At 61.2% G+C, this 15365-nt stretch carries 10 protein-coding genes; 4 read left to right on the top strand and 6 right to left on the bottom strand.

Features of this window, described 5'->3' with window-relative positions; all coding sequences use genetic code 11:
• Positions 1-27 precede the first annotated feature (27 nt).
• Together rdgC and BMZ10_RS15005 are read left to right on the top strand one after the other, a co-directional pair.
• Positions 28-948, top strand: a complete 921-nt coding sequence (rdgC, locus tag BMZ10_RS15010; RefSeq protein ID WP_093463655.1) for a recombination-associated protein RdgC — start codon at positions 28-30, stop codon at positions 946-948.
• Positions 949-1071: 123 nt separating this feature from the next.
• Complete coding sequence (locus BMZ10_RS15005) at positions 1072-2037, top strand: bile acid:sodium symporter family protein (RefSeq protein WP_093463652.1); 966 nt, start codon at positions 1072-1074, stop codon at positions 2035-2037.
• A 166-nt stretch (positions 2038-2203) separates the two neighbouring features.
• Here BMZ10_RS15005 and BMZ10_RS15000 read toward each other — a convergent pair whose 3' ends face one another.
• Positions 2204-4078 carry an MFS transporter gene (locus tag BMZ10_RS15000; RefSeq protein ID WP_093463649.1) on the bottom strand — a complete coding sequence of 625 codons (1875 nt, stop codon included), beginning with the start codon at positions 4076-4078 and terminating at the stop codon, positions 2204-2206.
• A gap of 151 nt (positions 4079-4229) precedes the next feature.
• The gene (locus BMZ10_RS14995) at positions 4230-5375 is read right to left on the bottom strand and encodes a TDT family transporter (RefSeq protein ID WP_093463646.1); all 1146 of its coding nucleotides are present in this window, start codon (positions 5373-5375) and stop codon (positions 4230-4232) included.
• Between the two features lie 271 nt (positions 5376-5646).
• Between BMZ10_RS14995 and BMZ10_RS14990 the strand changes: the two genes are divergently transcribed.
• On the top strand, positions 5647-9120 hold the full coding sequence (locus BMZ10_RS14990) for a hybrid sensor histidine kinase/response regulator (RefSeq protein WP_093463643.1): 3474 nt from the start codon (positions 5647-5649) through the stop codon (positions 9118-9120).
• A 47-nt stretch (positions 9121-9167) separates the two neighbouring features.
• Here BMZ10_RS14990 and BMZ10_RS14985 read toward each other — a convergent pair whose 3' ends face one another.
• The 4 genes from BMZ10_RS14985 to cysK all read right to left on the bottom strand — a co-directional run bounded on the left by BMZ10_RS14985 (position 9168) and on the right by cysK (position 14048).
• Positions 9168-10022 (bottom strand): DMT family transporter, encoded by an 855-nt coding sequence (locus BMZ10_RS14985; protein WP_093463641.1) that lies wholly within the window; start codon positions 10020-10022, stop codon positions 9168-9170.
• Positions 10023-10446: 424 nt separating this feature from the next.
• Positions 10447-11769: an OprD family porin gene (locus tag BMZ10_RS14980; protein ID WP_093463635.1), complete on the bottom strand. Its 1323-nt coding sequence runs from the start codon at positions 11767-11769 to the stop codon at positions 10447-10449.
• A gap of 180 nt (positions 11770-11949) precedes the next feature.
• Positions 11950-12888 carry an aspartyl/asparaginyl beta-hydroxylase domain-containing protein gene (locus BMZ10_RS14975; protein WP_093463632.1) on the bottom strand — a complete coding sequence of 313 codons (939 nt, stop codon included), beginning with the start codon at positions 12886-12888 and terminating at the stop codon, positions 11950-11952.
• Between the two features lie 185 nt (positions 12889-13073).
• Positions 13074-14048 carry a cysteine synthase A gene (gene cysK / locus BMZ10_RS14970; protein ID WP_093463629.1) on the bottom strand — a complete coding sequence of 325 codons (975 nt, stop codon included), beginning with the start codon at positions 14046-14048 and terminating at the stop codon, positions 13074-13076.
• Between the two features lie 127 nt (positions 14049-14175).
• Between cysK and BMZ10_RS14965 the strand changes: the two genes are divergently transcribed.
• A complete protein-coding gene (locus tag BMZ10_RS14965) occupies positions 14176-15252 on the top strand; it encodes a DUF748 domain-containing protein (protein WP_093463625.1) in 1077 nt (358 codons plus the stop codon).
• The last annotated feature ends 113 nt before the right edge of the window (positions 15253-15365 follow it).

Here is a 15365-nt window from a genome sequence, read left to right as displayed (position 1 = left end):
CCTTTGTATAAAGGAGAGATGTACCCCATGTGGTTCAAAAACCTGCTTGTCTATCGCCTGACCCAGGACCTGCCATTTGACGCCGAGGCGCTGGAAACCGCATTGGCGACCAAGCCTGCACGTGCTTGTGCCAGCCAGGAGTTGACCACTTACGGTTTTATTGCCCCGTTCGGCAAGGGCGAAGACGCGCCGCTGGTGCATGTCAGCGGCGATTTCATGCTGATCGCAGCGCGCAAGGAAGAACGCATTCTGCCGGGCAGCGTCGTCAACGATGCACTCAAGGAGAAAGTCGAAGAGATCGAGACCGAGCAAATGCGCAAGGTCTACAAGAAGGAACGCGATCAGCTCAAGGATGAAATCATCCAGGCGTTCCTGCCGCGCGCCTTCATTCGTCGTTCCATGACTTTCGCCGCCGTCGCGCCCAAGCAAGGCGTGATTCTGGTCAACGCCTCCAGCCCCAAGCGTGCCGAAGACCTGCTGTCGACCCTGCGTGAAGTGGTCGGTTCGCTGCCGGTGCGTCCGGTCACCGTGAAAACCGCGCCGACCGCCGTGATGACCGAATGGGTCAAGACCGGCCAGACCGCCGAGAACTTCTTCGTGCTGGACGAGTGCGAACTGCGCGACACCCACGAAGACGGTGGCATTGTGAAGTGCAAGCGTCAGGACCTGACCAGCGACGAAATCCAGCTGCACCTGAGCACGGGCAAGGTCGTCACGCAACTGTCGCTGGCCTGGCAGGACAAGCTGTCCTTCGTGCTGGACGACAAACTCAGCGTCAAGCGCCTGAAATTCGAGGACCTGCTGCAGGATCAGGCCGAACAGGATGGCGGCGATGATGCGCTGGGCCAGCTGGACGCCAGCTTTACCCTGATGATGCTGACCTTCGGCGAGTTCCTGCCGGAGTTGTTCGAAGCCTTGGGTGGTGAAGAGATTCCGCAAGGGATCTGACCCAGCGTTCGGACTCGCGTTGTTCCTGTAGGAGCGCGCCTGGTCTGGGCCGCATTTGGACGAATGCGGCCCGGACCAGGCGCGCTCCTGCAATCGTGAAACCCATAATAAAAGGAGCGAGCCATGCGTGCCCTGGCTGCGTTGAGTCGTTTTGTCGGTAATACCTTCGCGTACTGGGTGCTGCTGTTCGCCGTGCTGGCGTTCCTGTTCCCGGCCTGGTTCATCAGTCTGAAAACCCTGATCGTGCCGCTGCTGGGGCTGGTCATGTTCGGCATGGGCCTGACCCTCAAGCTCGACGATTTCTCGGAAGTCGTGCGTCATCCGTGGCGCGTGGCGCTGGGCGTGGTGGCCCATTTCGTGATCATGCCGGGCGTCGCCTGGCTGCTGTGCCAGGTGTTTCATCTGCCCGCAGAGATCGCTGTCGGCGTCATTCTGGTCGGTTGCTGCCCGAGCGGCACGTCATCCAACGTCATGACGTGGCTGGCGAAAGGCGATCTGGCCCTGTCGGTCGCCATCGCGGCCGTCACCACCCTGCTTGCGCCGCTGCTGACGCCGGCGTTGATCTGGCTGCTGGCCTCGGCGTGGCTGCCGGTCTCGTTCATGGAAATGTTCTGGTCGATCCTGCAATTGGTGATGCTGCCGATCGTGCTGGGCGTGATCGCTCAACGCCTGCTCGGCACGCGCGTGCAATTCGCGGTCGACGTGCTGCCGCTGATTTCGGTGGTGAGCATCGTGATGATCGTCTGCGCCGTGGTAGCCGCCAGCCAGTCCAGGATCGCGGAATCGGGCCTGCTGATCATGGCCGTGGTCATTCTGCACAACAGCTTCGGTTTCCTGCTGGGCTACTTCACCGGCAAGCTGTTCAAGCTTCCACTGGCCCAACGCAAGTCGCTGTCACTGGAAGTCGGCATGCAGAACTCCGGCCTTGGCGCGGCCCTCGCCAGCGCGCACTTCTCCCCGCTCGCCGCCGTGCCCAGCGCGTTGTTCAGCGTATGGCACAACATCTCGGGCGCGTTGCTCTCGACGTATTTCCGGAAGATGGCTCCGGATGAAGAGCATCCAGCGCAGCAAAAGCCTGCTGCGCATTAACGTACAGGGCAGTAAGTTGCATCGTGATGATGGTGGGCCAAGCGCGGGACTGCTTCTTACCCACCTGATTCATTCGCACGACGCCGGGTCAGGCGATCAGTGACCATCGCCCTGCCCCGCTGCCTCGAGCATGTCCGCTCGCAGACTATTCAAGACATGTCAGCGCTTAGCGCACGGTGCCTCTGAGTGCCGCCACGCGCTCGCGCACCAGCGCCGGTTGCGACTCTTCGCCGGTCAGGGCCGGTCCGGCCACCAGGGTGACGCGTGACCAGAGTCTGCGAAACACGCCTTTGTTTGGGTCACGGCTGAAGAAGCTGCCCCACAAGCCTTGCAATGCAAGCGGGATGACCGGCACGTCGGTCTCTTCCAGCACGCGGGTCATGCCGCTTTTGAATTCGTCGATTTCGCCCGTTGTGGTCAGTTTGCCTTCAGGGAAGATGCACACCAGTTCGCCTTCCTTGAGGTAGCCGGCAATGCGTTTGAACGCCTGGTCGTAGATGATCGGGTCCTCGCTGCGTCCGGCGATGGGGATGGCGCCTGCGGTGCGGAAGATGAAGTTGAGCACCGGCAGGTTGAAGATTTTGTAGTACATGACGAAGCGGATCGGGCGGCGTACCGAGCCTGCGATCAGCAGCGCGTCGACGAACGAGACGTGGTTGCAGACCAGCAGCGCCGCGCCCTCGTCGGGAATCCGCTCGAGGTCCTTGTGCTCCACGCGGTACATCGAATGGCTGAGCAGCCAGATCATGAAACGCATGGTGAATTCCGGAACGATCTTGAAGATGTACGTGTTGACCGCGATGTTCATCAGCGAGACGACGAGAAACAGCTGCGGGATCGACAGCTTCACCACGCTGAGGAAGATGATCGAAACGATGGCCGACACCACCATGAACAGCGCGTTGAGGATGTTGTTGGAGGCAATGACGCGTGAGCGCTCCTTCTCCGGGGTGCGCGACTGAATCAGTGCGTACAGCGGAACGATGTAGAAACCGCCGAAGATGCCGATGCCCAGAATGTCCAGCAACACCCACCAGGCCTGAGCGTAACCGAGAATGGCCAGCCAGTTGTTGGCCTGGACATTTTGCGGAAAATCGCCCGAATGCCACCACAGCAACAGGCCGAAAACCGTCAGCCCCATCGAGCCGAACGGCACCAGACCGATCTCCACCTTGCGCCCCGACAGGCGCTCACACAGCATGGATCCTGCGGCGATACCGATGGAGAACACAGTCAGAATCAACGTGACGACGGTTTCATCGCCGTACAGAAACTCCTTGGCGTAGGCCGGAATCTGCGTCAGATAGATCGCGCCGACGAACCAGAACCAGGAGTTGCCGACGATGGAGCGTGAGACGGCTTTGGTCTGCCCCAGCCCGAGTTTGAGGGTGGCCCAGGATTCGCTGAAGATGTTCCAGTTCAGGCGCATTTCGGGGGACGCGGCGGCTGCGAACGGTATCGCGCGGCTGGCCAGGTAACCCAGGCAGGCAACCAGCACCATCGCGGTAGAGACGATTGGCGCATAGCTGCTGGCCGACATCATGATGCCGGCGCTGATGGTGCCCGCGAGGATCGCCAGGAACGTGCCCATCTCGACGAGGCCGTTGCCGCCCACCAGTTCGTTTTCGTGCAGGTGCTGCGGCAGGATCGAGTATTTCACGGGGCCGAACAGCGCCGAGTGCGTGCCCATGGCGAACAGCGCAGCCAGCATCAGTGACAGATGATCGTAGAGAAAGCCGACGGCGCCGACGACCATGATGGCGATTTCGAGCAGCTTGATCAGACGGATCAGTCGGTCCTTGGGGTATTTCTCGCCGAACTGGCCGGCCAGTGCAGAAAACAGGAAGAACGGCAGAATGAACAGCAATGCGCACAGGTTGACGTAAATCGAGCGATCGCCGTCGACGTTGAGCTTGTAGAGAATGGCAAGAATCAGCGATTGCTTGAAGATGTTGTCGTTGAATGCGCCCAGCGACTGCGTCACGAAAAACGGCAGGAAACGCCGTTTGCCCAACAGACTGAATTGCGACTGACTCATCAAACTTCGTCCTGAATGACGCCGGGTTCGGCTTTGGGATTGGAAGGCGGGATTCCTGTCCGAGCCACATTGAAGACGTTGCAGGGGTGAATGTACAGACCTCTTCGCCAGCAGACTCGGGCCACACTGGGATCGTGCGCGCCCTGAGACCGTATCAGCGCTTTAACCCGGCAATGCACGGTGACACGAACAGTTCGCCGGTGTAGGCACCGATCAGCGTGCGCTTCATGATCGCCAGCCAGAGTACGGTCAGGGCGACGGCAAGCAGGCTACCGAGGGTCGAAAAGAATGCCAGGTTCAGCACCGCGCCCAGCTTGAGGGTGGTCAGGGCGAAGACGCCCAACGGAAAGGTGAACCCCCACCAGCCGAGGTTGAAGGGCATGCCGTTGCGCAGATACCGCGCGGTGATCAACAGCGCCATCAACAGCCACCACACGCCCACGCCCCAGAGCAGAACGCCGGCGATCAGACCCAGTCCAAAGGCGATCTCGCCCACGCCTTGCAGACCATGGGCCGCAAACACGGTCGGTGCGTCGGCGCCCAGCACCATCAGACCCAGCGCGCCCGTGCTGATCGGCCCCAGCGCCAGCCAGCTCGATGCCGCCATGCTTTCGTGCGGCAATTTATGCAGCGCCATGCGCAGCAGCAAAATGGTCAGAATGCTGAAAGCCACCGGCACCGAAAGCGCCCAGAGCACGTAGCTGGTAATGAGCACGTTGAACTGGCTGTGCGCATCGGGCAGACGCGCGGCGAGCAAGCCGCCACTGACCGCCGCGACTTCGGCGGCCACGACCGGCAACAACCACACGGCGGTCATCTGATCGATGCGATGCTCCTGCCGCGTGAACATCATGAATGGAATCAGCACGCCGCAGGCCAGCGACATCGCAACGTCCAGCCACCACAGCGCTTCGGCGAGCGGCAAGACCGCAGCGCCCCAGCGCGCCTGCCCGAAGAGGAGCAGACCGTTGATCAGGGTCGCCATGCCCATCGGAATCGTGCCGAAGAACATCGACACCGTGGAGTGGCCGAACACCCGCCGCGCTTCATGGAAGAATAGAACCCAGCGAGCGGCATACAAAAAGCTGAAGGTCAGAAACAAGCCGATATTCAAGAACCACAGCGCTTCGGCCAGCTGAAAGACGCCGGCGATGTTTATCGGCAACTGAGTCAGCACAGTGGACAGGATGCCGGTGCCCATCGTGGCGGCGAACCAGTTCGGCGTGAACTGGCGGATGACTTCCCGTGGGTGAGTCAGTTGGCTGAAGGGTCTGCGTGGCAGAGAGAGGATGTGATTCATGGTGCGCTCCGGTCCCCGTGTGAGGTGGTGTCCATGTTACGGCGCGTCCTGATATCGATTAAGCGGGTAATTTCTCTATACCTCATAGATTTCGCAGATATGCGATTCCCTTCCGCGGGCAAGCACGCTCCTGCAGTGATCGTGCACGCCGGAGGACCTGCACCACCGCTCAGACCTTGGTCGAGACAGACGAACGTCACCCGGCATGCGAGACTGTCCCACCTGCAATGGATCGCAGTTGAAATCGATACCGCATGAATCTGGAGTTCCCATGTCGCTGTCCAGCGGACTGATCGCTGCCGTCGCTCTGGCCTATATGGCCATCATGTTCGCCATCGCCTTCTACGGCGATCGTCGGCGCGCACCGCTGCCGCCTCGTTTGCGGGCCTGGGTTTACAGCCTTTCGCTGGCGGTCTATTGCACCAGCTGGACGTTCTTCGGCTCTGTGGGGCAGGCCGCCGAACAGCTGTGGTCGTTCCTGCCGATCTATCTGGGGCCGATCCTGTTGCTGCTGCTGGCGCCCTGGGTGCTGCAGAAGATGGTGCTGATCAGCAAGCAGGAAAACATCACCTCCATCGCCGACTTCATCGCCGCCCGCTACGGCAAGTCGCAATCCCTGGCCGTCGTCGTCGCCCTGATCTGCCTGATCGGCGTGCTGCCCTACATCGCGTTGCAACTCAAAGGCATCGTCCTGGGGGTGAATATCCTCATCGGTGCTGGCGCCGACGCTGCGGGCACCCGCGCTCAGGACACCGCGCTGATCGTCTCGCTGGTGCTGGCGTTGTTCACCATCGTCTTCGGCACGCGCAACCTCGACGCCACCGAGCACCATCGCGGCATGGTCCTGGCGATTGCGTTCGAATCCCTGGTCAAGCTGTTCGCCTTCATGGCGGTCGGCGCCTTCGTCACGTTCGGCCTGTACGACGGCGTCGATGACCTGTTCAGTCAGGCCATGCTCGCGCCTCGTCTTGAGGAGTACTGGAAAGAAACGGTCAACTGGCCTTCGATGGTCGTGCAGACCGGCGTGGCGATGATGGCGATCGTCTGCCTGCCCCGACAGTTTCACGTCACGGTCGTGGAAAACATCGAGCCCCAAGACTTGCGCCTGGCCAAATGGGTATTCCCCGCTTATCTGCTGCTGGCGGCGGTGTTCGTGGTGCCGATCGCGCTGGCCGGGCAGATGCTTCTGCCGGCTTCCGTCCTGCCCGACTCGTTTGTGATCAGCGTGCCACTGGCGCACGCGCACCCTGCTCTGGCGATGCTGGCGTTCATTGGCGGAGCGTCAGCGGCAACCGGGATGGTCATCGTGGCGAGCGTGGCCTTGTCGACCATGGTATCCAACGACATGCTGCTGCCGTGGCTGCTGCGGCGCAAGACTGCCGAGCGCCCCTTCGAAGTCTTCCGCTACTGGATGCTCTCAGTGCGCCGGGTCAGCATCGTCGCGATTCTGCTGCTGGCCTATGTCAGTTATCGCCTGCTGGGATCGACCGCAAGCCTTGCCACCATCGGCCAGATTGCCTTTGCCGCGATCACCCAGTTGATGCCGGCCATGATCGGCGCGCTGTACTGGAAGCCCGCCAACCGCCGGGGCGTGTTTGCAGGGCTGGCCGCTGGCGTCTTCATCTGGTTCTACGCCCTGGTGTTGCCGCTGGCCGCGCACAGCATGGGCTGGTCATTGAGCAGTTTCCCGCTGCTGGCCTGGTTGCACAGTAACCCGCTGAACCTGCCGATCAGCCCGCTGACGCAGGGCGTGGTGCTGTCGATGGTGGGTAACTTCGCGCTGTTCGTCTGGGTGTCGCTGCTGTCGCGCACGCGGGTTTCAGAGCATTGGCAAGCGGGCCGCTTCATCGGCCAGGAGCTGCAGGCCCGGCCCAACAACCGTTCGTTGCTGGCCGTACAGATCGAGGATCTGCTCAAACTGTCGGCGCGTTTCGTCGGTGAAGAACGCGCGCAGCAGAGCTTCATTCGTTTCGCCTATCGCCAGGGCAAAGGCTTCAACCCCAACCAGAACGCCAATGGCGACTGGATCGCCCACACCGAGCGGCTGCTGGCAGGCGTGCTCGGCACTTCGTCGACCCGGGCGGTGGTGAAAGCCGCGATCGAGGGTCGCGACATGCAACTCGAAGACGTTGTGCGCATTGCCGACGAAGCGTCCGAGGTGCTGCAGTTCAACCGCGCCTTGCTGCAGGGCGCCATCGAGAACATTACCCAGGGCATCAGCGTCGTCGACCAGTCCTTGCGGCTGGTGGCGTGGAACGACCGCTATCTGGAGCTGTTCAATTATCCCGAAGGGCTGATCAGCGTCGGCCGGCCCATTGCCGACATCATTCGCTACAACGCCGAACGCGGGCTGCTCGGCCCGGGTGAGGCGGAAGTGCATGTGGCCCGACGCCTGCACTGGATGCGCCAGGGCCGCGCGCACACCTCCGAACGCCTGTTTCCCAATGGCCGGGTGATCGAGCTGATCGGCAACCCGATGCCCGGCGGCGGTTTCGTCATGAGCTTCACCGACATCACGGCGTTTCGCGAAGCCGAGCAGGCCCTCAAAGGCGTCAACGAAAGCCTGGAGCAACGGGTTGCCGAACGCACCCGCGAGCTGTCGCAGTTGAACCTGGCGCTCACCGAAGCCAAGGCCCATGCCGAAGCGGCGAACCAGTCGAAGACGCGATTCCTGGCCGCTGTCAGCCACGACCTCATGCAACCGATGAACGCCGCGCGGCTGTTTTCGGCCGCCCTGCTGCACACCGATGACAATGTGCCTGACGAGGCGCGCACGCTGATTCAGCATCTGGACAGCTCGCTGCGCTCGGCCGAGGACCTGATCAGCGACCTGCTGGATATTTCGCGTCTGGAGAACGGCAAGTTCACCCCGACCATCACGCCGTTTGCGCTCAATAACCTGTTCGACACCCTGGGTGCGGAATTCAAGGCGCTGGCACAGGAACAGGGCCTGAGTTTTCGCGTGCGGGGCAGCCGCCTGCGTGTCGCCAGCGACGCGAAACTGTTGCGCCGGGTGCTGCAGAACTTCCTCACCAACGCCTTTCGTTATGCCAAAGGCCCGATTTTGCTGGGCGTGCGGCGAAAAGGCGATCAGTTGAGTCTGGAAGTCTGGGATCGCGGTCCGGGCATTCCGGAAGACAAACGGCAGGTGATTTTTGAAGAGTTCAAGCGTCTGGACAGCCATCAGACCCGAGCCGAAAAAGGCCTGGGACTGGGGCTGGCAATTGCCGACGGACTGTGTCGCGTGCTCGGCCACACGCTGGAAGTGCGCTCATGGCCGGGCAAAGGCAGCGTGTTCAGTGTCAGCGTACCGCTGGCCCGCGCGCAGACGTTGCCGCACCCGCCGGCCGCTGAACCCAAGCGGGCAGAGCTCAACGGCACGCACGTGCTGTGCGTCGACAACGAGGACAGCATTCTGATCGGCATGAACAGCCTGCTCAGCCGCTGGGGATGTCAGGTCTGGACCGCGCGCAACCGTGAGGAGTGCCAGACGCTGCTCGACGACGGCATCCGCCCGCACCTGGCGCTGGTCGATTACCACCTCGATCATGGCGAAACCGGCACCGAGCTCATGGCCTGGCTGCGCACCCAACTGGGAGAACCGGTGCCCGGTGTGCTGATCAGTGCCGACGGTCGCCCGGAGCTGATCGCTCAGGTGCATGCCGCGGGCCTTGAGTACCTGGCCAAACCGGTCAAACCCGCGGCTTTGCGGGCATTGCTGAGCCGACACGTGAGTTTGAACTAGCGCCGCAGGCCTTCGGCACGATCAGTCGCGAAGGCCTGACGCTCGCCTTACTTCACCTTGCGAAACACGAACACCAATCCCACCACGATCAGCACCATCCCCAGCATACTCAACAGCGCCAGACGGTTGCCGAAGATCAGGTAGTCCATGATCGCCGTCACGGCCGGCACCAGATAAAACAGGCTGGTGACGTTGACCAGGTTGCCTTGGGCGATCAGCCGATACAGCAGGAAAGTCGCCAACACCGACACCACCAACCCCATGTAGATCACAGGCACGTAGAACCCGATGCTGTGTTCGAAGTGAAAAGGCTGGAACGGTACGAACACCGCGCACACCACGGCGCCGGCAAAATACTGCACCGGCAGCGTACCGAGCGGATTGTCAGTGATCCGCTTCTGCATGATCGAGCCGCCGGTCATGCTCAACATGCCCAGCACGCCAAAGAGCATGCCCGCCAGCGATCCGCCATCGCCGATGCCTTGGTAAACGACCAGCACCAGCCCGGCCAGGCCCAGACTCAGGCCGAACATGCGCGATCCCGAACGACTGCGCTCGACCAGCACCGCGGTCAGAATCGGTTGCACCCCCATGATGGTGGCCATGACACCGGGCGCGACTTTCATGTCCAGTGCCAGCAGATAGCAGATCTGATAAGCCCCCAGCAGCACGGCACCGGTTGCCAGGGCGTAACCCAGCGTGCGCCGGGTATCAGGCAGCTTGTAGCCCAGCGTCGGGATGAGGACCACCAGCGCAATCAGCGCCAGCAGAAAACGAAAGAACAGAAATGCGAAAGGCGAAGCGTGGGTCAATCCCCACTTGGAGACGATCGCCCCGCTACTCCAGAGCAGGACGAACAGGGTAGTCGTGGCCATCGAGGCCAGGGCTTTATTGGCAAACATGGTTTCACCTGTGATTCAGACAAAATCGGACCCGGCACTGGCCGGATTCACGGATGTTTTGTTGGCGTTTTGCAGGCGTGGATCGAACGTTCGCGACGCTCGATCAGCCCAGCACGACCACGCCTGGCGGTGCTGCAACGCACACGACCGGGCTGTTCACAGGGGAAGGTGGGGGATAACGCGTCAGGAAGGCGACTTGCAGGCAACCGCACGGTTCAGCGACAGCAGATGCTGTGGCGTGGAACGCATCATGTGAGCGGGTTGCAGGCATCGTGGTCGGCTTCTTGAGAGAAAGAGTCAAAGGGATGACCCAGTGTTGCCAGACATTGCAACACCGAGCCCGACTATAACCAGCCTGCGATGCCTTGCGCAATATCAAATGCAGCCTTGCGCGTGCGATTGACCTCCGCACGCTTTCGTTCGCTCAGTCCAGCAGATTGAGCGGGTACTCGACCACCAGGTAAAGCCGGTCGATATCGGCGCCGCCCTGCGCATCGTTGCCTCGATGCGAGAGGTGCGACACGTTGAACGAAAGGTCTTTGGCAGGCCCCGACTGCACGACGTATTTGAGGTCGATGTCGCGCTCCCAGTGGCGCCCGCCCTTGCCCTGAATCGGCTGGTAACGACCGGTCGACTCATCGAACGGCTGATAGACCGCGCCTTGTGGCGCGTGGGTCCCGTCGATGTCACTGCCGCGCACATAGCGCGTCATGAACTTGAGCCCCGGGATGCCGAACGCGCCGAAGTCCAGATCGTAGCGCGCCTGCCATGACTTCTCGTGGGCGCCGTTGAAGTCCGCGTATTTGATCGAGTTGGCCAGATAGATCGAGTCGCCGCCGACAAAATCGAACGGCGTATCACCGTCGACCTTCTGCCAGGCCAGGGTGAATCCCTGAGACCCGACATGGTATTTCGCCGACAGGCTGTAAGCGGTGTTGTTCAGGGCGCCCGCCTTGGCCGCGCCTTCATCGAGGGTGCGATAAAGATTGCCGTCCAGCAGCAGCGAGCTGTTATCGGACAGCACGCTCAAGTGATGCAGATTGGTGTAGTACTGCCGCCAGGTGTCAGTGAGTTGGGAGGCGTACACAGAACCGCCAAAGGGCGAATCGCCAGTGGTCTCGATGCCCGCCAGGCTCAGCGCGCGCCCGTCAGTGCTGGCACCGTAGCCATCAAAGTCACCCTTGGCCGTCGAGGCGTTTTCGTTCTTGAACGCCGTGAAGTGCCCGGCCACCAGCTTGACGCCGTCGACGTCACGGCTGTCGAGAAAAAAGCCCGTTGCGTATTCCGGCTGCAGGCGCTTGTCGCCCGTATCGAGCACCGGCGTTTCCACTTCCATCTCGCCGAACTTCAAGGTCGTGCGTGACACCCTCAATTTGATCGCGCCACCGGCGTCGGAATAAGTGTCCGCGGCCCGTCCGTCGTCATCCAGCGGCAACAGCCCGGTCCCCGCTCGCCCTCGCCCGCTGTCGAGCTTCAGACCATAAAATGCGTGCGCGTCGACGCCCAGGCCGAGCGTGCCCTGAGTGAAGCCCGATTGCAGATTGGCGATGAACCCCTGTGCCCACTCCTGCCGATAACTCTGCCCGGAGTGGCCGGTCCGGTAGTCATTCTCGAGGAAGAAATTGCGCGCCAGCACATTCAGCGACGTATCGGCGAGAAACCCATGTTCCTCGTCAGCGGTGGCCGCCATCAGTTTGCAGGAACAGGAAAGTAGCGTGAGGGTTAACAGGGTAAGTCGGCGTGCCATGGATCTGCCTTCATCAAAGTGCCCCTGGCTGTCGGGAATGACTGACAGCCGGAAGCGCTCGATGATCGGCGCAGCGCCGGTCGCTGGATTGAATGGGCGTGCTATTCGCCACGCAACAGGGCATTTCGGACAAAAAAAAGCGCCGCGGCACACAGTGCGGCGGCGCTTTTCAGAGGTGGATCAGCCGAACAACCAGTACCCGAGCAGCGTCAGCACAACAACCGCAAGCACGGGGCGCAATATGCGGTACGCCTTGGGATTGGCGCGTTTGAACTGCTTGACCTTGCCGCTGAAGGTGTTGCTGAAACGCTTGCTGAACGCATACGCCTGATTGATGCCGCCGACTCGCTCGTCATCGGTGTTCTGCGGGGCGGTTGCGCGCCCGAGAAAAGCACTGACGCTGCGGTTGACGGCGGTCATGAAGCGGTTGCTCAACGGCCTTTCGATGTCGCAGAACAGAATCACACGCGTGACATCGGTTTCGTTCTTGACCCAGTGCACATAGGTTTCATCGAACATGACGTCTTCGCCATCACGCCAGGCATACACCTTGCCGTCGACGAAAATGCGGCAGTCGTCGGAGTTCGGCGTCGACAGACCCAGGTGATAGCGCAGCGAACCGGCAAACGGATCGCGGTGTGGGTTCAGGTGGCTGCCGCCAGGCAGGAGCGCGAACATCGCGCCTTTGACGTTGGGAATGCGGCTCACCAGTTCAACCGTCTTTGGGCACAGCGCCTCGGCGGACGGCAGCGGTTTGTCGTACCACTTCAGATAAAAGCGCTTCCAGCCTTTCTTGAAGAACGACCCGAAGCCCGCATCGTTGTCCTTGGCGGCGGCGCGTATATAGCCTTCGTCGAACAGGTGCATCGCTTCATCACGAATGGTTTCCCAGTTATCGCGCAGCACATCGAGTTCGGGAAACTTGCTGCGGTCCAGATAGGGCTTGGACGGTACGCTGGAAAACAGGTACATCAGGGCGTTATACGGGGCAAACAGTGCGGAGTGATTCACGAACTGACGCAACACCGGCAGACGCGCCTTGCCGCGCAGATGCACGTAAAGCGTGCTGCCCACGAACAGCAGCAGAATCGCCACCTTGGCAGCGAAAGAAAGGGTCATCAAACTCTCCTTGGAACAGGCACATACACATCGTTGCGCTGAACAGCATTGCAGGACGCGGGCAGGATTCTAATCAAACTGCTGATCCCGCCAGATGACCTGAAGCAACCATCCGGCGGGTGTGAATGGCGCCCATCATAAGCCTTCGCTGCTCCGGTAAAAAGCCGGAGCGTGCCGCGATGGGGTTATTGAGTCAGCTCCTGTTCAGTGAACAGGTCGCTGAAGAGCATGCTCGACAGGTAGCGCTCGCCCGAATCCGGCAAGACGACGACGATGGTCTTGCCCTGCATTTCCGGCTTCTCGGCCATTCGCACCGCCGCCTGCATGGCCGCGCCGCACGAGATGCCGCACAGAATCCCTTCCTCCTGCATCAGCCGCAACGCCATGGCCTTGGCCTCCTCGTCGCTGACCAGCTCGACCCGGTCGATGATCGACAAGTCGAGGTTCTTCGGGATGAACCCTGCGCCAATGCCCTGGATCTTGTGCGGGCTTGGCTTGATCTCTTCGCCCGCCAGCTTCTGCGTAATGATCGGCGAACCCATCGGCTCGACGGCGACCGAGATGATCGGCTTGCCCATGGTGTGCTTGATGTAACGCGACACGCCAGTGATGGTGCCGCCGGTGCCCACGCCGGCCACCAGAACGTCGATGGCGCCATCGGTGTCGTTCCAGATCTCTGGGCCGGTGGTCTTCTCGTGAATGGCCGGGTTGGCCGGGTTTTCGAACTGCGCGGGCATGAAGAACGTGTCCGGATTCGCCGCCACCAGCTCCTCGGCCTTGGCGATGGCGCCTTTCATGCCCAGCGGCGGCTCGGTCAGCACCAGCTCGGCGCCGAGCGCCTTGAGCACTTTGCGCCGCTCGATGCTCATGGAGGCAGGCATTGTCAGCATCAGCTTGTAGCCGCGCGCTGCCGCCACGAATGCCAGACCGATGCCGGTGTTGCCCGACGTCGGTTCGACGATGGTCATGCCCGGCTTGAGCTTGCCGCTGCTTTCAGCGTCCCAGATCATGTTCGCGCCGATCCGGCACTTGACCGAATATCCCGGATTACGCCCTTCGATCTTGGCCAGGATGGTGACCCCGCGCGGCGCGATGCGGTTGATCTGCACCAGTGGCGTATTGCCGATGGAATGGGCGTTGTCTGCGTAAATACGGCTCATGACCGGGTCCTTGTGCAGGTTTGGGAAAAGCCCAAAGCCTATGCCTTGGGCCCGTGTGGCGTCCAGTCGTAGCGAACCGATGACACCGCCGACAGTCAACAAATCTACGTAACCGGAGAGTGTCGTCATGAAACGTCGCTATAGCTGGCCGCTGTGGACAATCCTCGGCCTCATCGTACTGCTGATCGCAGTGCATATCGCGTTGCCTTATGTGGTGCGCAACTACCTCAACGACAAGCTTGCCGACATGGGCGATTACCGCGGCCAGGTGGCGGATGTGGATCTGGCCCTTTGGCGAGGCGCCTACAAGATCAACGGGTTGAACATCGTCAAGGTCGACGGCAAGGTGCCGGTCCCGCTGCTCGATGTGCCCGTCATCGACTTGTCGGTCAGCTGGCACTCACTCTGGTACGACCACGCCGTGGTGGCTGAGGTTGCGTTCGTGCGCCCCGAACTGAACTTCGTCGATGGCGGCGCCAATAAACAGCAGACCCAGACCGGTGCCGGCACCGACTGGCGCGCTCAGTTGAACAAGCTGCTCCCCATCACCCTCAACGAAGTGAAGATTCAGGACGGCAAGATCACCTTCAGTAACTTCAATTCGACGCCGAAGGTGAAAATCGAGGCCGACAGCATCAACGCCAGCATCTTCAACCTGACCAACGTCGTTGACACCGCTGGCAAACGCGACGCCCGCTTTGAAGGCAAGGCCCTGTTGCAAGGCGAAGCGCCGCTGGAGACCAGCGCGACCTTCGACCCGTTCAGCAATTTCGAGGACTTCGACTTCAAACTGCGCGCCACCAATCTGCAGCTCAAGAGCATGAACGACTTCGCCTCGGCCTACGGCAAATTCGACTTCAAAGCCGGCAACGGCGATGTGGTGATCGAAGCACAGGCGAAAAAAGGTCAGCTGAGCGGCTACATCAAACCGCTGCTGCGCGATGTGGATATCTTCAATTGGCAGCAGGACGTAGAGAATCAGAACAAAGGTTTCTTCCGCTCGATCTGGGAAGCGGTGGTGGGCGCCAGCGAAACCGTGCTCAAGAATCAGGGCAAGAACCAGTTTGCAACCCGCGTGGAATTGAGCGGCAGCGTGCATAAACAGGATGTCAGCGCGTTCCAGGCGTTCTTGCAAATCCTGCGCAACGCGTTCGTTCAGGCGTTCAACACGCGCTACGACAGCGGCAAAAAAGAGGCGGATTGACTGCGATTGCGTCAGGGGGTGAGCCAGGTCGCTCCCTGAGCGTGCAGTTCCGTACGCGCGTTTTCTCAAGCGCGCGAAGCCGGTCAGACCGCGACCGGCCATTCAGCAACTGA

It is taken from the genome of Pseudomonas sp. NFR16 (genome assembly GCF_900108875.1).
GTDB lineage: Bacteria > Pseudomonadota > Gammaproteobacteria > Pseudomonadales > Pseudomonadaceae > Aquipseudomonas.
This window is presented reverse-complemented; position numbering and strand designations above follow the sequence as displayed.

What these genes read in the sequence shown, in the direction of transcription:
- rdgC (WP_093463655.1), top strand. Translation starts at nt 28, where the DNA reads ATGTGGTTCAAAAACCTGCTTGTCTATCGCCTGACCCAGGACCTGCCA.
- BMZ10_RS15005 (WP_093463652.1), top strand. Translation starts at nt 1,072, where the DNA reads ATGCGTGCCCTGGCTGCGTTGAGTCGTTTTGTCGGTAATACCTTCGCG.
- BMZ10_RS14995 (WP_093463646.1), bottom strand. Translation starts at nt 5,375, where the DNA reads ATGAATCACATCCTCTCTCTGCCACGCAGACCCTTCAGCCAACTGACT.
- BMZ10_RS14990 (WP_093463643.1), top strand. Translation starts at nt 5,647, where the DNA reads ATGTCGCTGTCCAGCGGACTGATCGCTGCCGTCGCTCTGGCCTATATG.
- BMZ10_RS14985 (WP_093463641.1), bottom strand. Translation starts at nt 10,022, where the DNA reads ATGTTTGCCAATAAAGCCCTGGCCTCGATGGCCACGACTACCCTGTTC.
- BMZ10_RS14980 (WP_093463635.1), bottom strand. Translation starts at nt 11,769, where the DNA reads ATGGCACGCCGACTTACCCTGTTAACCCTCACGCTACTTTCCTGTTCC.
- BMZ10_RS14975 (WP_093463632.1), bottom strand. Translation starts at nt 12,888, where the DNA reads ATGACCCTTTCTTTCGCTGCCAAGGTGGCGATTCTGCTGCTGTTCGTG.
- cysK (WP_093463629.1), bottom strand. Translation starts at nt 14,048, where the DNA reads ATGAGCCGTATTTACGCAGACAACGCCCATTCCATCGGCAATACGCCA.
- BMZ10_RS14965 (WP_093463625.1), top strand. Translation starts at nt 14,176, where the DNA reads ATGAAACGTCGCTATAGCTGGCCGCTGTGGACAATCCTCGGCCTCATC.